The organism is Pantoea sp. LS15 (genome assembly GCF_012241585.1).
In the GTDB taxonomy this organism is placed as follows: Bacteria; Pseudomonadota; Gammaproteobacteria; order Enterobacterales; family Enterobacteriaceae; genus Enterobacter.
In genome coordinates this window covers 192,735-213,634 of the sequence record NZ_JAAVXA010000007.1, presented here as the reverse complement: position 1 = coordinate 213,634, position 20,900 = coordinate 192,735, and the positions used below count along the sequence as shown (strand labels likewise).

Annotated in this window: 19 protein-coding genes; 11 read left to right on the top strand and 8 right to left on the bottom strand. The window is 53.4% G+C overall.

The window, feature by feature from the left end; all coding sequences use genetic code 11:
* The first annotated feature begins 24 nt into the window (after positions 1-24).
* Complete coding sequence (gene yhdP / locus HED65_RS12990) at positions 25-3,825, top strand: AsmA2 domain-containing protein YhdP (protein ID WP_114978876.1); 3,801 nt, start codon at positions 25-27, stop codon at positions 3,823-3,825.
* A gap of 84 nt (positions 3,826-3,909) precedes the next feature.
* A complete protein-coding gene (tldD, locus tag HED65_RS12985) occupies positions 3,910-5,355 on the top strand; it encodes a metalloprotease TldD (protein ID WP_028016998.1) in 1,446 nt (481 codons plus the stop codon).
* A 47-nt stretch (positions 5,356-5,402) separates the two neighbouring features.
* Here tldD and HED65_RS12980 read toward each other — a convergent pair whose 3' ends face one another.
* Together HED65_RS12980 and aaeR are read right to left on the bottom strand one after the other, a co-directional pair.
* Entirely contained in the window at positions 5,403-6,017 is a 615-nt protein-coding gene (locus HED65_RS12980) for a YagU family protein (RefSeq protein ID WP_114978875.1), read from the bottom strand.
* 219 nt (positions 6,018-6,236) lie between these two features.
* Positions 6,237-7,163: an HTH-type transcriptional activator AaeR gene (gene aaeR, locus HED65_RS12975; protein WP_028017000.1), complete on the bottom strand. Its 927-nt coding sequence runs from the start codon at positions 7,161-7,163 to the stop codon at positions 6,237-6,239.
* A 179-nt stretch (positions 7,164-7,342) separates the two neighbouring features.
* Here aaeR and aaeX point away from each other — a divergent pair, with 179 nt between their 5' ends.
* The 5 genes from aaeX to HED65_RS12950 all read left to right on the top strand — a co-directional run bounded on the left by aaeX (position 7,343) and on the right by HED65_RS12950 (position 12,325).
* Positions 7,343-7,546, top strand: coding sequence for a p-hydroxybenzoic acid efflux pump operon protein AaeX (aaeX, locus tag HED65_RS12970; protein WP_003860416.1), 204 nt, complete (start codon positions 7,343-7,345; stop codon positions 7,544-7,546).
* A gap of 7 nt (positions 7,547-7,553) precedes the next feature.
* Positions 7,554-8,486 (top strand): p-hydroxybenzoic acid efflux pump subunit AaeA, encoded by a 933-nt coding sequence (aaeA, locus tag HED65_RS12965; RefSeq protein WP_114978899.1) that lies wholly within the window; start codon positions 7,554-7,556, stop codon positions 8,484-8,486.
* Positions 8,487-8,491: 5 nt separating this feature from the next.
* Positions 8,492-10,459 carry a p-hydroxybenzoic acid efflux pump subunit AaeB gene (gene aaeB / locus HED65_RS12960; RefSeq protein WP_114978874.1) on the top strand — a complete coding sequence of 656 codons (1,968 nt, stop codon included), beginning with the start codon at positions 8,492-8,494 and terminating at the stop codon, positions 10,457-10,459.
* 90 nt (positions 10,460-10,549) lie between these two features.
* Entirely contained in the window at positions 10,550-12,004 is a 1,455-nt protein-coding gene (locus HED65_RS12955; protein ID WP_114978873.1) for an NAD-dependent succinate-semialdehyde dehydrogenase, read from the top strand.
* A gap of 48 nt (positions 12,005-12,052) precedes the next feature.
* Positions 12,053-12,325, top strand: coding sequence for a barstar family protein (locus tag HED65_RS12950; RefSeq protein ID WP_114978872.1), 273 nt, complete (start codon positions 12,053-12,055; stop codon positions 12,323-12,325).
* 65 nt (positions 12,326-12,390) lie between these two features.
* Here the strand turns inward: HED65_RS12950 and yhcN (HED65_RS12945) are convergent, their stop codons facing one another.
* The 3 genes from yhcN (HED65_RS12945) to argR all read right to left on the bottom strand — a co-directional run bounded on the left by yhcN (HED65_RS12945) (position 12,391) and on the right by argR (position 13,876).
* Positions 12,391-12,657 carry a peroxide/acid stress response protein YhcN gene (gene yhcN, locus HED65_RS12945; RefSeq protein ID WP_111964988.1) on the bottom strand — a complete coding sequence of 89 codons (267 nt, stop codon included), beginning with the start codon at positions 12,655-12,657 and terminating at the stop codon, positions 12,391-12,393.
* 110 nt (positions 12,658-12,767) lie between these two features.
* Positions 12,768-13,031, bottom strand: a complete 264-nt coding sequence (yhcN, locus tag HED65_RS12940; protein ID WP_114978871.1) for a peroxide/acid stress response protein YhcN — start codon at positions 13,029-13,031, stop codon at positions 12,768-12,770.
* A gap of 374 nt (positions 13,032-13,405) precedes the next feature.
* On the bottom strand, positions 13,406-13,876 hold the full coding sequence (gene argR / locus HED65_RS12935; RefSeq protein ID WP_003860428.1) for a transcriptional regulator ArgR: 471 nt from the start codon (positions 13,874-13,876) through the stop codon (positions 13,406-13,408).
* 397 nt (positions 13,877-14,273) lie between these two features.
* On the opposite strand from argR, the gene mdh reads away from it, so the two are divergent.
* On the top strand, positions 14,274-15,212 hold the full coding sequence (mdh, locus tag HED65_RS12930) for a malate dehydrogenase (protein WP_114978870.1): 939 nt from the start codon (positions 14,274-14,276) through the stop codon (positions 15,210-15,212).
* Between the two features lie 90 nt (positions 15,213-15,302).
* On the opposite strand, the gene degS is transcribed toward mdh, so the two are convergent.
* The 3 genes from degS to zapG all read right to left on the bottom strand — a co-directional run bounded on the left by degS (position 15,303) and on the right by zapG (position 18,400).
* Positions 15,303-16,370, bottom strand: coding sequence for an outer membrane-stress sensor serine endopeptidase DegS (degS, locus tag HED65_RS12925; RefSeq protein ID WP_114978869.1), 1,068 nt, complete (start codon positions 16,368-16,370; stop codon positions 15,303-15,305).
* A 92-nt stretch (positions 16,371-16,462) separates the two neighbouring features.
* Positions 16,463-17,830, bottom strand: coding sequence for a serine endoprotease DegQ (gene degQ, locus HED65_RS12920; protein ID WP_114978868.1), 1,368 nt, complete (start codon positions 17,828-17,830; stop codon positions 16,463-16,465).
* Between the two features lie 171 nt (positions 17,831-18,001).
* A complete protein-coding gene (zapG, locus tag HED65_RS12915) occupies positions 18,002-18,400 on the bottom strand; it encodes a Z-ring associated protein ZapG (protein WP_114978867.1) in 399 nt (132 codons plus the stop codon).
* A 189-nt stretch (positions 18,401-18,589) separates the two neighbouring features.
* Here zapG and zapE point away from each other — a divergent pair, with 189 nt between their 5' ends.
* The 3 genes from zapE (at position 18,590) to rpsI (ending at position 20,843) form a co-directional block, all read left to right on the top strand.
* On the top strand, positions 18,590-19,714 hold the full coding sequence (gene zapE, locus HED65_RS12910) for a cell division protein ZapE (protein ID WP_114978866.1): 1,125 nt from the start codon (positions 18,590-18,592) through the stop codon (positions 19,712-19,714).
* A gap of 292 nt (positions 19,715-20,006) precedes the next feature.
* Complete coding sequence (gene rplM / locus HED65_RS12905; RefSeq protein ID WP_003860434.1) at positions 20,007-20,435, top strand: 50S ribosomal protein L13; 429 nt, start codon at positions 20,007-20,009, stop codon at positions 20,433-20,435.
* Between the two features lie 15 nt (positions 20,436-20,450).
* Complete coding sequence (gene rpsI, locus HED65_RS12900) at positions 20,451-20,843, top strand: 30S ribosomal protein S9 (RefSeq protein ID WP_003860436.1); 393 nt, start codon at positions 20,451-20,453, stop codon at positions 20,841-20,843.
* The last annotated feature ends 57 nt before the right edge of the window (positions 20,844-20,900 follow it).

The window sequence follows — 20,900 nt, the reverse complement described above, 5'->3', positions numbered from 1 at the left end:
ACCAAAGCTGACAAGGAGAGATGCGTGAGGCGATTGCCGGGGATTTTATTGCTTACAGGGGCAACGCTGGTCGTGATTGTCGCGTTGCTCGTGAGCGGGCTACGCCTCGTTTTACCGCATCTGGACAGCTGGCGTCCGCAACTGCTGGCGAAAATCGAATCCACCACCGGCGTGCCGGTGGACGTAAGCCAGATCAGTGCTAACTGGCAGAATTTTGGCCCGGCGCTCGATGTCCGGGATATCAACGCCAGCCTGAAAGATGGCGGCTACCTGAAAATCAAACGCGTGACCCTTGCGCTGGATGTCTGGCAAAGCCTTCTGCATTTACGCTGGCAGTTTCGCGATCTCACCTTTTATCAACTCCAGTTTTTGACCAATACGCCGCTGTCCGGTGGGGACAGTAGCCAGGGTCTTGAAGCCAACCGTTTCAGCGATCTCTTCCTGCGCCAGTTCGATCATTTCGATCTTCGTGACAGCGAAGTGAGCTTTATTACGCTTTCTGGCCAGCGTGCTGAACTGGCGATCCCACAACTGACCTGGCTCAACGGTAAGGATCGGCACCGCGCGGAAGGACAGGTGAATCTCTCCAGCCTGAACGGTCAGCACGGCGTGATGCAGGTGCGCATGGATCTGCGAGACGATGACGGCTTGCTCAACAACGGTAAGGTGTGGCTTCAGGCCGACGATGTGGATGTAAAACCGTGGCTGGGAGACTGGCTTCAGCAAAATATGCAGCTGGAAACCGCCCGTTTCAGCCTTGAAGGCTGGATGACCCTGACGAAAGGGAAATTTGCCAGCGGCGATATCTGGTTGAAAAAGGGTGGAGCAAGCTGGAAGGGTGAGAAACAGCAGCATCAGCTTTCCGTCGATAACCTCACCGCGCACGTGACGCAGGAGAAAGGAGGCTGGCAGTTTGCCATTCCGGATACGCGCATCACCATGGACAACAAGCCGTGGCCGCGTGGCGCGCTGATGCTTGCCTGGATGCCGGAGCAGGATGTGGGAGGAGCGGCCAGTAAACGCAGCGATGAGTTGCGCATTCGCGCCAGTAACCTGGATTTGGCCGCAATAGAAGGTCTGCGCTCAATGGCGGCGAAGCTCTCTTCGGATCTCGGGGAAATCTGGCAGGCCACGCAGCCGAGCGGAAAGATTGATACTTTGGCGCTGGATATTCCGCTCCAGGCGACGGAAAAAACCCGCTTCCAGGCGACCTGGAAAGATCTTGCCTGGAAGCAGTGGAAGTTACTGCCAGGCGCGGAGCACTTTAGCGGCAAGCTGGAAGGCAGCGTAGAGAATGGCAGGCTGACGGTCGATATGCATGACGCCAGAATGCCTTACGAGACGGTCTTCCGCGCGCCACTGGAAATTGAACAAGGCAGTGCGGTACTTAACTGGCTCAAGAATGATAAGGGCTTCCAGCTCGATGGCCGCCATATCGACGTAAAAGCCAAAGCCGTGCATGCGCGCGGTGATTTTCGCTATCTGCAACCAGAGGGTGATGAGCCGTGGTTGGGGATTCTGGCCGGGATCAGTACCAACGATGGTTCTCAGGCCTGGCGCTATTTCCCGGAAAACCTGATGGGGAAAGCGCTGGTGGACTATCTGAGCGGCGCGATCCAGGGTGGACAGGCGGATAACGCCACGCTGGTCTATGGCGGTAACCCGCATCTTTTCCCGTACAAACATAATGAAGGTCAGTTCCAGGTCCTTGTGCCGTTGCACAATGCCACCTTTGCGTTCCAGCCAGGCTGGCCAGCACTGAAAAACCTGGATATCGAACTTAACTTCCTCAATGACGGATTATGGATGAAGTCAGACAGCGTCGCGCTGGGTGGTGTGACGGCCAGCAATCTGACGGCCAACATCCCGGATTATTCAAAAGAGAAACTGCTGATTGATGCCGACATCAACGGCCCGGGCAAAGCAGTAGGACCGTATTTTGAGGAGACGCCGTTGAAAGCGTCGCTGGCGGCGACACTACAACAATTGCAGCTTGATGGCGATGTGAATGCTCGCTTACATCTTGATATCCCGCTGGACGGAGAGATGACCACCGCCAAAGGCGACGTCCGTCTGAAGAATAACAGCCTGTACATCAAACCTCTTGAAAGCACGCTGAAAAATCTCAGTGGGCAGTTCAGTTTTGTGAACGGTAACCTGAAGAGCGAGCCGCTCACTGCCAGCTGGTTTAATCAACCCGTAAATATCGACTTTACGACCACTGAGGGTGAAAAGGCGTATCAGGTGGCTGTCAATCTCGATGGTAACTGGCAGCCAGCGCGTATGGATGTACTGCCGAAGCCGATTGAAGCGTCAGTGGATGGGTCGGCATCCTGGAAGGGGGACGTGGCAATCGAACTGCCTTATCACGCTGGCGCACATTATAAGGTCGACATCACGGGAGACCTGAAAAACCTTCATAGCCAGCTACCTGCGCCGCTGGATAAACAGGCCGGACAGCCGCTGTCAGTCAAGCTTAACGTCGATGGCAACCTGAACAGCTTCGAGCTGACCGGAAGCACGGCCGGGAAAAATCACTTCAACAGCCGCTGGCTGCTTAACCATAAGCTCACACTCGACAAAGCCATCTGGACAACAGATAGCCGCTCAATACCACCGCTACCAGAGCAGGCGGGCATTGAGCTGAATCTCCCGCCGCTGGACGGTGCAGAGTGGCTGGCGCTGTTCCAGAAAGGCGTTGGGCAAAACGTTGATGAAACCGCTCAGTTCCCGCAGGCCATTACCGTACGTACACCGTCGTTGATGTTGGGTGGGCAGCAGTGGAACAACCTGAGTATTGTTTCTCAGCCAACGGCTAACGGCACGAAAGTCGAGGCCCAGGGCAGAGAGATCAACGGCGCGCTGACCATGCGTAATAACGCACCGTGGCAGGCAGCGATCCGCTACCTCTACTACAACCCGACAGCTGCGAGCGGGAACGGTCAACCGGCAAATACATCGCCGTTAAGTAATACATCCCGCGTCGACTTTACTGGCTGGCCTGATCTCCAGTTGCGCTGTGCCGAATGCTGGCTGTGGGGGCAAAAATATGGCCGTATCGACGGTGATTTCGCTATTCAGGGAAATACGCTAACGCTCACCGGCGGCCTGGTCGATACCGGTTTTGGTCGCATGACGGCTACCGGAGAATGGGTGAATAACCCGGGCGGGCAACGTACCTCTCTGAAGGGCGACATTAAAGGCAACAAACTGGATGCTGCGGCCAATTTCTTTGGCATCACCACACCGTTGCGTGGCTCATCATTTGACGTTGATTACGATCTTCACTGGCGTGCCGCGCCGTGGACGCCGGACGAAGCCTCGCTGAACGGCATCCTGAAAACCCGCTTCGGTAAAGGTGAAATCGCCGACGTAAGTACAGGGCGCGCCGGGCAGATCCTGCGACTGCTGAGTTTTGATGCGCTGCTGCGCAAGCTGCGCTTTGATTTTAGCGATACCTTCAGCGAAGGGTTCTACTACGATTCCATCCGCAGCACGGCGTGGATCAAAGACGGCGTTATGCACACGGACGACACGCTGGTGGACGGCCTGGAAGCGGATATCGCGATGAAAGGCTCGGTCAACCTCGTGCGTCGAGAGCTGGATATGGAAGCCGTGGTGGCGCCGGAAATTTCCGCGAGCGTTGGCGTGGCAGCAGCCTTTGTGGTGAACCCGATTGTCGGTGCGGCGGTGTTTGCCGCCAGTAAAGTGCTGGGGCCGCTGTGGAGCAAGGTCTCCATTCTGCGCTACCACATTACCGGCCCGGTAGATAAACCGCAGATTAATGAAGTGCTGCGCCAGCCGCGCAAAGAAGCACAGCAATGATTTGACGTGGGCAGGTAATTGCCTCACTCTCAATAAATACGATCTTTATACCGCCACAGGCGGCAACGAACGAGTAGCAATACGATGAGTCTGAACCTGGTAAGTGAACATTTGCTCGCAGCGAACGGCCTGAGCCATCAGGACCTGTTCTCCATTCTTGGTCAACTGACCGAACGCCGTCTCGACTACGGCGATCTCTATTTCCAGTCGAGCTATCACGAATCCTGGGTTTTAGAAGACAGCATCATCAAAGACGGCTCTTATAACATCGACCAGGGCGTCGGTGTCCGTGCCGTCAGCGGCGAGAAAACCGGTTTTGCCTATGCCGATCAGATTAGCCTGGCCGCCCTGGAGCAGAGTGCTCAGGCTGCGCGTACCATTGTGCGTGATACCGGCGATGGTCGTGTGAAAACGCTGGGTGAAGTGCAGCACTCTGCGCTCTATACCAGCATTGATCCGCTGCAGAGCATGAGCCGTGAAGAGAAGCTGGATATTCTGCGCCGCGTGGACAAAGTGGCGCGTGCTGCCGACAAGCGTGTGCAGGAAGTCTCTGCCAGCCTGAGCGGTGTCTATGAGCTGATTCTTGTTGCGGCGACGGACGGTACTCTGGCAGCGGATGTTCGTCCGCTGGTCCGTCTCTCCATCAGCGTACAGGTTGATGACGACGGCAAACGCGAGCGCGGTTCAAGCGGCGGTGGCGGTCGTTTCGGCTATGACTGGTTCCTGGGCGATGTTGACGGTGAAGCACGCGCTGACGCGTGGGCAAAAGAAGCCGTGCGCATGGCGCTGGTGAATCTGAATGCCGTTGCAGCACCGGCGGGGACATTCCCGGTCGTTCTGGGCGCTGGCTGGCCGGGCGTACTGTTGCACGAAGCGGTGGGTCACGGTCTGGAAGGTGACTTTAACCGTCGCGGTACGTCTGTATTCAGCGGCCAGATGGGGCAGCTTGTCTCGTCTGAGCTTTGCACCGTGGTGGATGATGGCACCATGCGCGATCGCCGTGGCTCGGTGGCTATCGACGATGAAGGCACGCCTGGACAGTACAATGTGCTGATCGAAAACGGTGTGCTGAAAGGCTACATGCAGGACAAACTCAACGCGCGCCTGATGGGCGTAGCGCCAACGGGTAATGGTCGTCGTGAGTCCTATGCGCATCTGCCGATGCCGCGTATGACTAACACCTACATGCTGCCGGGCAAATCCACACCGCAGGAGATTATCGAATCCGTCGATTACGGTATCTTCGCACCAAACTTTGGTGGCGGCCAGGTGGACATCACCTCCGGTAAATTTGTCTTCTCTACCTCAGAAGCGTATCTGATTGAGAAGGGCAAAGTGACCAAAGCGGTGAAAGGTGCGACGCTGATTGGCTCCGGTATTGAAGCCATGCAGCAGATCTCCATGGTCGGAAACGATCTGAAGCTGGATAACGGTGTGGGCGTCTGTGGTAAAGAGGGCCAGAGCCTGCCGGTTGGCGTAGGTCAGCCGACGCTGAAAGTCGACAATTTGACGGTGGGTGGCACCGCTTGATCTGACGATGCATAAAAAAATGGCGCTACAGAGGTAGCGCCTTTTTTTTAACGCAAGTTACCTAATGGTATTTCCGGATCGGGCTCGTGTGTGATGCGATTACGCAAATCACGACGAATGATTTCGATCGACCAGAACCACACTAAATGACCCACGATTTCTGAGACGTGTTCGTACCATGGAAGTTCGAACAGCGGCGGTGTCAGACCCATCAGCGGGAAGGAGATCATGTGGACAAAAAGCTGGGCTAACGCACCTGCAAGCAAACCTTGCCAGAGTTTAATTTTCGGGAAGACTTCCGCAACTACACAATATCCTACAGCGAAGACAATTGAGAAAATAATATGTGTTACGCCGACCCAGTTAAATATATGTCCGGCAAATGTATAAACCGCCGCGTTAGGATCGGCAATACCCAGCCAGTCGCGTAAAAATACATAAGGTGGGTTGAGAAAATTGCGCGAACAATCAATCTGACTTGCGGCTCTAATTAATTGCTCTGGTCCGCATGCGCCAGTGAATAAATCGGTGGGACTACGTGGCGGAAGCGGAACCTCGGCTCCCCATTTCACGAAGGCCGAGACAATCCCGGCTATCAAACCAATGAACGCGGCGAGTCCATAGCGCCTGCGCGAAGGTGGTGTTTGTTCAAATATATTCATTTCTTTTCCTTGTTTAATGTCATCCTGTGAAATACATTTTATTATTCATATCAGTAACAAATTAATAACAGTCTGAATGACAGACTTCTTATAAGGTAATGGGAGGGTAACTGAAGTGTCAATTAGCTATTACTGATAGTGGCGAGGGAAAATTCCTGAATGAATGCGCGTCTCATCCAGGACATATTCGTGCAAAATATGTGTTCCGCGACTAATAGATTATTCCTTACTTCTTCCGCGCATCCCCTGAAATAACTCCGCCACGTCCACAAAATAGTCGGTCAGATAGTTAATACACACCTGCACCTTGAGTGGTAGCTTGTCTTTTTCTGTGTACAGGGCATACACCGGGCGCGGATCGGACTGGTAGCGAGGGAAGAGGATCTCCAGTACACCGCTGTTGATCTCGTTGATCACCCACATCAACGGCACGTAGGCGATCCCGGCTCCTGCCACTAACCAACGTGAAATGGTCATTGGATCGTTGGTGATAAACCGGCCTTCTGGCAACAGTCTGGTGGAGAGCCCTTCCGGAGCAATCAGTTCGAATTCATTATCCGGTCGAACGCTGTATTCCAGCCATGAGTGGTTGGTGAGGTCGGCGGGTTTCTCAGGGACCCCGTACTGCGCCAGATAGCTTTTCGAGGCGCAAACCACCATCGGCATGCTGCCCAGCCTGCGCGAGAAAAGGCTGGAATCCTGCAACGCTCCAACGCGGATAACCACATCCAGACCATCGGCAATCAGATCCGGCGCCGGAATACCTGTCACCAGATTCACGGTTAATCCGGGATACTCTTTCAGCATGTCCGCTGTCATGGCAGCGAGGACATTTTGTGCCATAGTTGAAGAACAACCGATGCGCAGTGTGCCGATAGGTGTGTTGTTGAAAGCATAGAGTTGTTCGTGGACATCCTGCACTTCAAGCAGCATGCGGCGACAACCCTGATAGTAAATTTTACCCGCTTCTGTCAGCCCAATGCTGCGGGTACTGCGATTGAGCAGCTTGACCTGAAGCTCATCTTCCAGTTTGGACACCGTCTGGCTGATTGAAGAGACGCTCATCTGAAGCTGGCGTGCAGCAGCGGTAAAAGAGCCCAGTTCAACCACTTTGGCGAAAACCGACATGCGTTTTAAACGTTCCATTGTTCACTCTGGCTTAAAAGTGATTTAGATCACATATTATAGATAACAGCATAACAGTTACGTTAATATATTATTAATTACTTAACGGCTGCGCCATTCTCGCCCGGCATATCTTGCTCTCCTGCGATGGCGTGCGCTAAAAAATTCTGTAGCCTGCACTCTCTCTTATCAAGGTCAACATGAGTCTGTTTCCCGTTATCGTGGTGTTCGGTCTGTCGTTCCCACCGATATTTTTCGAGCTTCTTTTATCACTGGCGATCTTCTGGCTGGTGCGCAAGGTGCTGGTTCCTACCGGGATCTACGATTTCGTCTGGCACCCTGCATTGTTCAATACCGCGCTGTATTGCTGCCTGTTTTACCTGATATCGCGCATGTTTGTCTGAGGTTGACGTGAAAACACTAACAAGAAAAATCTCCCGAACCGCCATCACCATGGCGCTGGTTATCCTCGCCTTCATCGCTATTTTTCGGGCCTGGGTCTATTACACGGAATCACCGTGGACACGTGATGCGCGTTTCAGCGCCGATGTCGTGGCCATAGCCCCCGACGTGGCTGGCCTTATCACGGCGGTCAACGTTCACGATAACCAACTGGTAAAAAAAGATCAGGTACTGTTCACCATCGATCAGCCTCGCTACCAGAAAGCACTGGAAGAAGCGGAAGCTGACGTGGCCTATTATCAGGCGCTGGCGGCAGAGAAACGCCGTGAGGCTGGCCGTCGTAACCAGTTGGGTGTTCAGGCCATGTCCCGCGAAGAGATCGACCAGTCCAATAACGTGCTGCAAACCGTGCTCCACCAGATGGCCAAAGCGCAAGCGACGCGCGATCTGGCAAAGCTCGATCTGGAGCGCACCGTAATCCGCGCGCCGGCGGATGGCTGGGTCACTAACCTTAATGTCTATGCCGGGGAATTTATCACCCGCGGCTCAACGGCCGTGGCGCTGGTTAAACAGAACTCCTTCTACGTGCTCGCCTATATGGAAGAGACTAAGCTTGAGGGCGTGCGTCCGGGTTATCGTGCCGAAATTACACCGCTTGGCAGCAACCGCGTCTTTAAAGGCACCGTCGACAGCGTCGCCGCAGGGGTGACCAACGCCAGCAGTTCTAAGGATGCAAAAGGGATGGCGACGGTGGACTCTAACCTGGAATGGGTACGTCTGGCTCAGCGTGTGCCGGTGCGTATCCATCTGGACGAACAGCAGGGAAATGTTTGGCCTGCGGGTACCACGGCGACGGTGGTGATTACCGGCGCTAAAGACCGGGATGCCAGCCAGGAGTCGATGTTCCGTAAAATTGCCCACCGTCTGCGCGAGTTTGGCTAATCGCTATGGGTATCTTTTCCATCGCCAACCAGCACATTCGCTTTGCCGTGAAGCTGGCGAGTGCCATTGTGCTGGCACTGTTTGTCGGCTTCCACTTCCAGCTTGAAACCCCGCGCTGGGCGGTGCTGACGGCGGCAATTGTCGCGGCTGGTCCGGCATTCGCGGCCGGTGGTGAACCTTACTCTGGCGCGATCCGCTATCGCGGGATGCTGCGTATCATTGGGACGTTTATCGGTTGTTTCGCGGCGCTGACCATTATTATTTTGATGATCCGCACCCCACTGCTGATGCTGATGGTGTGCTGTATCTGGGCGGGCTTCTGCACCTGGGTCTCGTCTCTGGTGAAAGTAGAAAACTCCTACGCCTGGGGACTGGCGGGTTACACCGCGCTGATTATCGTCATCACTATCCAAAGCGAGCCGCTGCTTGCACCACAGTTTGCGGTGGAGCGTTGCAGTGAGATTGTGATTGGTATTGTCTGCGCGATTGTTGCTGACCTGCTTTTCTCCCCTCGCTCTATCAAGCAAGAGGTGGATCGCGAGCTGGATGCGCTGATTGTTGCCCAGTACCAGCTGATGCAGCTCTGCATCAAGCATGGTGACAGTGAAGAGGTGGATAAGGCCTGGAGCGGGCTGGTACGTCGCACGCAGGCGCTGGAAGGAATGCGCAGTAACCTCAATATGGAGTCTTCGCGCTGGGCCCGGGCGAATCGTCGCCTTAAAGCCCTCAATACGGTCTCCTTAACGCTGATTACCCAGGCGTGCGAAACCTATCTGATCCAGAACACCCGTCCGGAAGCGGTCACCAATACCTTCCGCGAACTGTTTGCCGAGCCGGTGGAAACCGTGCAGGACGTGCATAAGCAGCTTAAGCGCATGCGCCGGGTCATTGCCTGGACAGGGGAACGTGACACACCTGTGACCATCTACACCTGGGTCGGGGCTGCGACGCGTTACCTGCTGCTGAAACGCGGCGTGGTTAGCAATACCAAAATCAGCGCGACGGAAGAAGAGGTGCTGCAGGGAGAAGTGGTGATTAAGGCGGAATCCGCCGAGCGTCATCACGCGATGGTCAACTTCTGGCGTACGACGCTCGCCTGCATGCTCGGTACGCTGTTCTGGTTGTGGACCGGCTGGACGTCCGGCAGCGGTGCAATGGTGATGATCGCCGTTGTGACTGCACTGGCGATGCGTCTGCCTAACCCGCGTATGGTCGCGATTGATTTCCTGTACGGCACCATTGCCGCTCTGCCGATAGGCGCGCTCTATTTCCTGGTGATCATCCCTTCCACGCAACAGAGCATGTTGCTGCTCTGCATAAGTCTGGCGGTAATGGCGTTCTTTATCGGCATAGAAGTGCAAAAGCGCCGTCTGGGATCGTTGGGGGCGCTGGCCAGTACGATTAACATCATTGTGCTGGATAACCCGATGACCTTCCATTTCAGCCAGTTCCTCGACAGCGCATTGGGTCAGCTGGTGGGGTGTTTCCTGGCAATGATGGTTATTCTGCTGGTACGCGATAACTCACAGGCAAGAACGGGCCGTGTATTGTTGAACCAGTTTGTTTCCGCTGCCGTGTCGTCGATGACCACCAATACCGCACGTCGCAAAGAAAACCACTTACCAGCGCTCTATCAGCAGTTGTTTTTACTACTGAACAAGTTCCCGGGTGACATCGCTAAGTTCCGGCTGGCATTAACCATGATCATCGCGCACCAGCGTCTGCGTAACGCGCCTGTGCCGATCAACGACGATCTGTCGGCTTTCCACCGTCAGCTACGCCGCACTGCCGACCATGTGCTTTCCGCGACCAGCGATGACAAACGTCGTCGTTACTTTACGCAACTGCTTGAAGAGCTCGATATCTACCAGGAGAAGCTGAAGGTCTGGGAAGCACCGCCTCAGGTGACCGAGCCAGTAGGACGGCTGGTGTTTATGCTGCATCGCTACCAGAATGCCCTCACAGATAACTGACTGAAGTAAAAAAGCCGACGCCAAAAGCGTCGGTTTTTTTGTGGCTATACTTAATTCCAGCACGTTCTTACATTCAGAAAGGGAGGACACATGACGACTGAGACGCTTCAGGACCACATCCTTTTTCAGACCGGTTATCTGGTTAATGGCATCTGGAAAACGCTGGACACGACGTTTGATGTTCTTAACCCGGCGACCGGCGAGGTCATCGCTAAAGTCGCGAAAGCGGGTAAAGCGGAAACCGAAGCTGCGATTGCCGCAGCCACTAATGCTTTCCCGGCTTGGCGAGCCAAAACCGCGAAAGAGCGTTCGGCGATCCTTTACCGCTGGTACGAACTGATTATTGAAAATAAACACTGGCTCGGGCAGCTAATGACCACCGAGCAGGGCAAGCCTCTGAAAGAAGCGGAAGGTGAAGTAGAGTACGCCGCCAGCTTTATCCAGTGGTTTGCCGAAGAGGCCAAGCGCGCTAACGGGGAAATTATTCCGCCGATCAAACCCGGTTCCCGCATTCTGGCAACCCGCGAGCCCATTGGTGTGGTCGCGGCGATTACACCGTGGAACTTCCCGATGGCGATGCTCACCCGTAAATTAGGCCCGGCGCTTGCTGCGGGCTGTACCGGGGTGATCAAACCAGCCAATAACACGCCGCTCAGTGCTTTTGCGCTGCTTACCCTGGCTAAGCAGGCAGGTGTGCCCGACGGTGTCCTCAACGCCGTGGCCGGGAATACCCATGAAATCAGTGACGCGATCATGGCCAGCCGGGACGTACGTAAAATCTCCTTTACCGGTTCGACTTCCGTCGGCAAAACGCTGGTGCGTAACGCCGCAGACACCATGAAAAAAGTCTCGATGGAACTGGGGGGGAATGCCCCGTATATCGTTTTTGAGGATGCGGATATCGACGCAGCGGTTAAAGGTGCTATCGCCAACAAATTCCGTAATGCCGGGCAGGTCTGCGTGAGCGTTAACCGTTTCTATATTCAGGAAACCGTCTACGACAAGTTTGTGAATAAACTTGCCGATGCGGTGAAGGCGCTGAAGGTGGGTAATGGTCTTGAAGAGGGGGTTGTCGTCGGACCGCTGATTGAACCTGCTGCGGTCAACAAGGTACGTGAGCATGTCGACGATGCCGTTGCCCGCGGGGCAACCGTACTGGCAGGGGGGAAACCCCATCCACTTGGCGGGAATTTCTGGATGCCAACTGTACTGGGTGACTGCCATGAAGGCATGAAGCTGGCAGAAGAAGAGACGTTTGGCCCGGTAGCGGCGTGCTTCCGTTTCACCTCAGAAGATGAGGTCATCCAGCGTGCCAACAACACGCCTTATGGCCTGGCGGCTTACTTCTATACCCAGAATCTTTCACGCGTTTTCCGTGTTTCTCAGGCTATCGAGAGCGGGATGATTGGCATTAACGAATGCGCCGTTTCCACGGAACTGGGACCCTTTGGCGGCGTAAAAGAGTCAGGTCTTGGACGCGAGGGCTCCGTGCTTGGGCTGGAAGAGTATCTGGAAGTCAAAACCCTGCATATCGGGGGATTATAATAGACAGGGCGGCGGCAGCTGCCGTTCGCGTGGACTGGGTGGCTGGCAATGAAAACCTATACCTTTGATTTTGACGAGATCGACAGTCAGGAAGACTTCTATCGTGAATTTATCCGGGTGTTTGATCTTGAACGGGAAAGCGTGACGAATCTGGATACCCTGTGGGACGTGGTGACCGGCAGTCTGTTGCCACTCCCGCTGGAGATTGAGTTCACTCATTTACCCGATAAGCTGCGCAGACGTTTTGGCGCATTGATATTACTGTTCGATGAAGCGGAAGAAGAACTGGAAGGGCAACTGCGTTTTAACGCGCGCCATTGAATGGCATAAAAAAGCCCCTGACCAGCAGGTCAGGGGCAAGTCGTATGATGAAATACGACGAGGGTTTATTTGTACAGCTCTGCTGTTGCATGCCAGTGGTCACCCTGATTCAGTTCGGTGACACGATAGCTGCTGGCGCCTGCTTTTTCAGCTTTTGCGGCCAGTTCGTGACGAATATCCATGGGTGAGCCAGTGACAGACGTTACGGATACACTGCCCATAGACTGCAGATTTTGTGCCTGGTCGGCATTCACTTGCTGTACGGCTGCACTTGCGCCGAAAGAGAGAACTGAGGCCAGACCGAGGGTTGCGATGATCAATTTGGTTTTCATAGTCTTTACTCTTGAATAGGGTTGTTGCTCAACGGCGAGAAGGGTTGAAAAGCTATTTTTATGCCTGGTGCCGTTGAGTGGAGATTTATGTCTTCAGTTATTGCTAAACCTTATTTATACAGCTCAGCAGTCGCGTGCCAGTGGTCACCTGAACGTGCTTCAATGATGCGGTAGGATGATGCACCCTGTTCTTCCGCTTTCTTGTTCAACATCTCATGCATGTCCATCGGGGATGTACCGATCGCACCGACAGAAACCGTACCAATTGCCTGGCGGGATTGCGCCTGTTCAGCATTGATTGAGTCAGCAGCGAAAGCACCGAATGACAGGACAGACAGGACGCTCAGCGCCGCTACAGTAGTTTTAATGTTCATGATTTTTACCTCGTCGAATTTTTTAGTGGGGTCTTGTTTCGTGACCCTCATCACAAAATCAAGTATACACTAATAACGGTAAAAATTAATACCAGGCTAATTGTTCCAATTGTTATTACGTGTTAACCAATGCGTTTTTTATAACCAAATTGCATAATATTGAGTGTTTTTTGTCCGCTTTGTGTATTGTTCTCTAATTAAATCATATGGATATCGGATTTTGATTTTTTGTGCGATTTTTTGATTTAGCATTCACCAGATGAATGTTAATAGGTAGTAAAAAGCACTATTTGTCAAAGTCAGGGCAGTGGAATCGAGAGGGAAACGCAGCGGGAGCAGAACGATCCCCGCAGCGGCGCTACGGGGAGAGGGGATTAGAGTTCCTGTTCGAACAGAACCAGAATTGCCTCGTAGAGGTCTTTGACGGAGAAACCATTTGCCGGGGTGGTAAAGATAGTGTCATCCCCGGCAATCGTGCCGAGAATACCTTCCGCTTTACCTAAGGAATCCAGCAGGCGAGCAATCAACTGCGCAGCACCAGGGCTGGTGTGGATCACCACCACGGCGTCGTTATAGTCGATATCCAGAACCAGATTCTTCAGCGGGCTGGAGGTCGTCGGCACGCCAAGTTCAGCTGGCAGGCAATAGACCATCTCCATTTTGGCGTTACGGGTACGCACCGCGCCAAATTTAGTTAACATGCGGGAGACTTTCGACTGATTGATGTTATCGAAGCCTTGTTCCTGTAACGCCTGAACAATCTCTCCCTGAGAACTGAATTTCTCTTCTTTGAGTAGCGCTTTAAACGCCTTTACTAATTCTTCTTGCTTAGACGAGCTTCGCATAAGTCACCCGGAATATGACGATAGAAACAACATTATTATGCATGTGGATGAATTTTTATGCAAATTATCTACCGGGAGGTAGTCTGAAATAATGTTATGAAAGGGAGTGATTTTATCAGATTTCGTTATCAGAAAACATGCCTGGGTCACGCCACGCAAATAAGCTTAAAAGTAAATTAAATGTTATCAAAATGATGTTGTTTTGGTGGCGGGGCAGGGTGTATTGTAACCACCTCTTAATTCGTTGCCGTCTGTCGTCAGATAGTCTTCTGGTGAGAGATAAAGTCGCGTGACCTCAAATTCTTTAGCTACGAAAATTGTAATTATTTACTCGCTGAATTATGGTCGCCGCAACGGAGTTACAGATACTTAAGTTAACCATAATAAGGAGTTTAGGATGAAAGTCGCAGTCCTCGGCGCTGCTGGTGGTATCGGCCAGGCGCTTGCCCTACTACTGAAAACCCAACTGCCTTCAGGCTCAGAACTCTCCCTGTACGATATTGCTCCGGTAACCCCTGGTGTGGCGGTTGACCTGAGCCACATCCCGACAGCTGTGAAAATCAAAGGCTTCTCCGGTGAAGACGCGCGTCCTGCTCTGCAGGGTGCCGACGTGGTGCTGATTTCTGCAGGCGTGGCGCGTAAGCCAGGTATGGATCGTTCAGACCTGTTCAACGTCAACGCGGGCATCGTGAAAAACCTGGTACAGCAGATCGCTGAAATCTGCCCGAAAGCGTGCATCGGTATTATCACTAACCCGGTGAACACCACTGTTGCTATCGCAGCAGAAGTGCTGAAGAAAGCCGGTGTTTACGACAAAAATAAACTGTTCGGCGTGACCACGCTGGATATCATCCGCTCCAACACCTTCGTGGCTGAGCTGAAAGGCAAACAGCCAACAGACGTTGAAGTTCCGGTGATCGGTGGACACTCTGGTGTCACCATTCTGCCTCTGCTGTCGCAGATCCCAGGCGTAAGCTTCTCCGAGCAGGAAGTGGCTGACCTGACCAAACGTATCCAGAACGCGGGCACCGAAGTGGTGGAAGCGAAGGCGGGTGGCGGTTCTGCAACCCTGTCTATGGGCCAGGCGGCTGCACGTTTCGGCCTGTCACTGGTTCGCGCTCTGCAGGGCGAGAAAGGCGTTGTAGAATGCGCTTATGTTGAAGGTGATGGCGAACACGCTCGCTTCTTCTCTCAGCCGCTGCTGCTGGGTAAAAACGGTATCGAAGAACGTCAACCTATCGGCAAGCTGAGCGCGTTTGAACAACACGCGATGGAAGGCATGCTGGATACCCTGAAGAAAGATATCACCCTGGGCGAAGAGTTCGTTAACAAGTAAAACGAACCGTCTTACGTAGGCCGGGTAAGCGTTAGCGCCACCCGGCAAAAAAAACCGAAGCACTCACTGGCTTCGGTTTTTTTATGGCAGTCAGTTTGTTGCCGGGTATTCCTGAACCGTCACCTGCAGCGTGAGTTTCTTATCATTGCGCATGACTTCAACAGGGATAATAGACCCCGGGCGGATCTCTGCGACCTGATCCATGGTTTCCAGAGCCGAGACCGCTGGGGTACCATTAACCGACACAATGACATCGTTAACCTGAATTCCCGCGTTGTCTGCCGGGCCGCCAGGTGACACTTCGTTGACCACGATGCCCTGAATCTGATCAATACCGCCGCCCTGGTTATGCATTGGTGCAATTTCACGGCCACCAATTCCGATATAACCACGGATCACCCGTCCATCGCGGATCAGTTTATCCATAATTTTGGTCGCCAGCTGGAACGGAATGGCAAAGCCGATCCCTTCCGGTGTCTCGCCGTCGTTGCTCTTGTCGAACGAGAGGGTATTGATGCCCATCAACTCACCCAGTGAGTTCACCAGCGCACCGCCGGAGTTACCGCGGTTGATCGACGCATCGGTTTGCAGGAAGTTCTGCCGCCCGGATGGGTTGAGACCAATACGACCCGTCGCACTGATAATTCCCTGGGTAATCGTCTGGCCCAGGTTATAAGGGTTACCGATAGCCAGGACGACGTCACCAATGTGAGGGGTGCGTTTACGATTAATTGGAATGATCGGCAAACCGCCCGTGGCGTTGATTTTCAGGACGGCCAGGTCGGTCAGGCTGTCAGACCCCACAAGTAACGCCTCAAACACGCGGCCATCCTGCAGGGCAACGATAATCTGGTCTGCATCGTTAATCACGTGCTTGTTGGTAATAATGTAGCCGCGTTCGTCCATAATCACCCCGGAGCCGAGGGTGCGGATCTCCAGCTGGTTATGGGTTGCACTATTTAGGCCGCGGTTATAGACATTCACCACGGCAGGTGCGGCACGGCGAACGGCCTGGTTATAGGTAGCCGGCGTTTCATCCGTGCTGTCGAACTCGGGAGCCGTCAGCTTGTTGAACTGACGTAAAGACGGCATTGCCGCCAGCAACAGGCCGCCGACAATCAAACCGATGACAATTGAACGTAAGAGCTTTAAAAGCATGATGCGCGTGTCGTTAAAAAAGGGACGATTTGCAGCATAACATGAGTTATCCGGACATCACACGCAGCGGTGATGTCCGGCATCGCAAATGCTTAGCGCAACAGAATATAGATAGACTCATTACCACGCATAACCTGCAGGGCAATGACCGCTGGTTTACTTTCCAGTACCTTGCGCAGCTCGGCGATGGATTGCACGCGATTGCGGTTTACGCCAATGATGACATCATCCTGATGTAATCCGGCCTGCGCGGCAGGACTGCTCTTCTCAACGGTGTCGATGCTAATGCCTTTCGTACCGTCTTTCAGTTGCCCATCGCTTAACGTTGCCCCTTGTAACGCCGGGGCGATAAGCTCAGCACTGGCAGATGACGAGGTACTCTTATCCAGCGTGACTTCAACGTCCAGCGGCTTGCCGTCACGAATCAGTCCCAGTTTCACTTTGGCACCAGGTTCTGTCGTGGCAATGCGTGAACGCAACTCTGCGAAGCTGCTCAACGGTTTACCGTTCAGGCTGACGATCACATCGCCTGACTTCACGCCGGCTTTTGCCGAACCGGAGTTTGGCAGGACTTCACTCACAAATGCGCCCCGCTGCACGTTGATGTTGAACGCTTTGGCGATATCCGCGCTCATCTCCATTCCCTTGATCCCCAACAGCCCGCGCTTGATTTCACCGAACTGGATCAACTGCTGGGCCAGCGTTTTGGCCATGTTACTGGGGATGGCAAAACCAATCCCAATACTGCCGCCACCCGGGGCCAGAATAGCCGTGTTAATCCCAATCAGCTCGCCATTCAGGTTGAGCAATGCCCCGCCGGAGTTCCCGCGGTTAATGGAGGCATCCGTCTGAATAAAGTTTTCCAGCCCCTCCAGATTCAGACCGCTACGACCCAGTGCCGAGACGATCCCGGAGGTGGCGGTCTGCCCTAAACCAAAGGGGTTGCCTACGGCAACGGCAAAATCACCAACACGCAGTTTGTCGGAGTCCGCAATGGCAATCTGAGTCAGGTTGCTCGGGTTCTGCACCTGCAACAGCGCGATGTCGCTCTGGTCATCGCCGCCAATCAGTTTGGCATCAAATTCACGTCCATCATTAAGCTGTACGCTGATTTTATCGGCCTGGCTGATGACATGGTTGTTGGTCAGAATATAGCCTTTGGCCGCATCAATAATGACACCTGAACCCAGACCTTCAAAAGGCTGAGCCTGCTGGTCGGGAGCCTCATCGCCAAAATATTTTTTCAGTTCTTCCGGTACGCGTTGGCTTTGTACAGCCGTACCCTCAACCTGTACGCTGACGACCGCAGGCAACACTTTTTCCAGCATCGGCGCGAGGCTTGGAATGGCCGCCTGACCGGGCACCTGAGAGGGGATGGCGGCAAGGGCAGGGAAGGACGCCGAGAGAGATAACCCGACACTTAACGCGATAGCGCTCAACAGCTGGTTTTTTTTCTTCATCGATGTTGACTCTCGTAACCTGGAATAAAGGAAAAACGGCCCCAAAAACACGTTGATGTTATTGAATTTTAAACCGCTGAACAATGAGGTGTTTAACTAAATGATAGCTGGGGTCATGAAGAAAGGACGGGCGCAATCGCTGCGCCCGTAAAATAAATTCAGGTTGTGCGATTAATCGCGTTTTACACCGCCACGCAGCAGGCCGGAAGCACCATCTGAATAGTCACGAGGCATCTGAACGGGCGCCTGATCGTTACCAGCTTCAGAGTCTGCCAGACGGTTGCGGAACGGATTGGTTTCCGCGGTCATTTCCGGCAGCAGGCTGCTGGAGCTTTTTGCCATATGTTGATACAGCTGACGATAGTCGGTTGCCATGTTGTCCAGCAGCTCGGCGCTACGGGCAAAGTGGCTGACCAGCTCTTCACGATACTCTTCCAGCTCAGATTTGTTCTTTTCCAGTTCGTACTGCAGTGACTGCTGCTGACGCAATTTTCGATTACCGAAACGCATGGCCACAGCACCGATGACGATGCCGACGACTAAACCGATTAGCGCATATTCCCAGGTCATGAACTTCTCCCGTTGTCTTGTTGTTCCGTAGGGTGTTGGCTCGGCTCCTGCCTGTGCCTGATAATGCCACTATAACCGCTATTTCTGTAGAAGTGGAATCCTGACGTATCATCGCGTAGTGTAGAACGGCCTTTTTTTCATCAGTCACGGCTGCTGGTGAGGTTTAATTGAAGGAATAACAATAAGATTATGCAAAACCTGTCCCCTGCATCGCGTTATCAACTGGCCCTTAACGAGGGAACTCATCAAGCGGATGACGTTCAACGTGAGGCGGTAAGCCGCCTGGAGATGATTTATCAGGAACTCACGGTAAAACCCGCGGAAGCGGAACAACGTGGTGGACTGAAGGTGGCGTTAGGGCGGTTGCTCGGGAAAAAAGAGCCACAGATTCATGCTCCGGTGCGCGGCTTATATATGTGGGGCGGCGTAGGGCGCGGAAAAACCTGGTTGATGGATCTGTTTTATCTGAGTCTGCCGGGCGCACGTAAGCAGCGTCTGCACTTCCATCGTTTTATGCTGCGGGTTCATGAAGAACTGACCGCACTGCAGGGCAAAAGTGATCCGCTGGAGATTGTGGCCGACAGGTTCAAGGCGGAAACGGACGTGCTCTGCTTCGATGAATTTTTTGTTTCTGACATCACCGATGCCATGCTGTTAGGCGGTCTGATGAAAGCGCTGTTTGCTCGCGGGATTACGCTGGTTGCCACGTCAAATATCCCGCCTGATGAACTGTATCGCAATGGTTTGCAACGGGCGCGTTTCCTGCCTGCCATTGATGCCATCAAACAGTATTGTGACATTATGAATGTGGATGCCGGGGTGGATTACCGGCTGCGTACGTTGACCCAGGCGCACCTGTGGCTCTCACCACTGAACGCCGAGACTACCCATCAAATGGATACACTCTGGCTGGCGCTGGCGGGGGCAAAACGTGAAAACGCTCCGGAGCTTGAGATTAACCACCGCCCGTTGCCCACGCTTGGCGTAGAGAATCAAACGCTGGCCGTCTCCTTTACAACACTGTGTGTGGATGCCCGCAGTCAGCATGACTATATTGCGCTTTCACGCCTGTTTCATACCGTGATGGTGCTGGATGTTCCGGTCATGACGCGGCTGATGGAGAGCGAAGCACGACGCTTCATTGCGCTGGTGGACGAGTTTTATGAGCGTCACGTCAAGCTGGTGATTAGTGCTGAGGTACCTTTATATGAGATCTACCAGGGAGAGCGGCTGAAGTTTGAGTTCCAGCGTTGCCTCTCGCGCCTGCAGGAGATGCAGAGCGAGGAATACCTCAAGCTTGAGCATATGCCGTAACAAATGCCACCCTCTCCCAACGGGAGAGGGGCTGGGGGTGAGGACACCAGACCGCACAATACCCACCCTCGAAAAACCCATTCCAAATCACATTTAAGGGTCGATCTTTGACCTCAACTTCTCTATAATCTTGCGACCCCACGTTACGAGAAGGTTTTTTTCCCGAAACTTTCTATGTGTCGGCATTAGCTATTCGAAGGGGTAGGTTTGCCGGACTTTGTCGTGTGAACCTCAACTGACTAAACGTTTGGGTGTTCACCAACGTGTAACTTATTATTTGGGTAAGCTTTTAATGAAAACTTTTACAGCTAAACCAGAAACCGTACAGCGCGACTGGTATGTTGTTGACGCGACCGGTAAAACTCTGGGCCGTCTGGCTACTGAACTGGCTCGTCGCCTGCGCGGTAAGCATAAAGCGGAATACACTCCGCACGTTGATACCGGTGATTACATCATCGTTCTGAACGCTGATAAAGTTGCTGTAACCGGCAACAAGCGTACTGACAAAATGTACTACCACCACACCGGCCACATCGGTGGTATCAAAGAAGCGACCTTTGAAGAGATGATTGCTCGCCGTCCTGAGCGTGTGATTGAAATCGCGGTTAAAGGCATGCTGCCAAAAGGCCCGCTGGGTCGTGCTATGTTCCGTAAACTGAAAGTTTACGCAGGTAACGAGCACAACCACGCGGCACAGCAACCGCAAGTTCTTGACATCTAATCGGGATTATAGGCAATGGCTGAAAATCAATACTACGGCACTGGTCGCCGCAAAAGTTCCGCAGCTCGCGTTTTCATCAAACCGGGCAGTGGTAAAATCGTAATCAACCAGCGTTCTCTGGAACAATACTTCGGTCGCGAAACTGCCCGCATGGTAGTTCGCCAGCCGCTGGAACTGGTTGACATGGTAGAAAAACTGGATCTGTACATCACCGTTAAAGGTGGTGGTATCTCCGGTCAGGCTGGTGCGATCCGTCACGGTATCACCCGCGCTCTGATGGAGTACGACGAATCCCTGCGTTCTGAACTGCGTAAAGCTGGCTTCGTTACTCGTGACGCTCGTCAGGTTGAACGTAAGAAAGTGGGTCTGCGTAAAGCACGTCGTCGTCCACAGTTCTCCAAACGTTAATCATTTTCTGCTTACGCAGAACGATTGGCGAAAAACCCGCTTCGGCGGGTTTTTTTA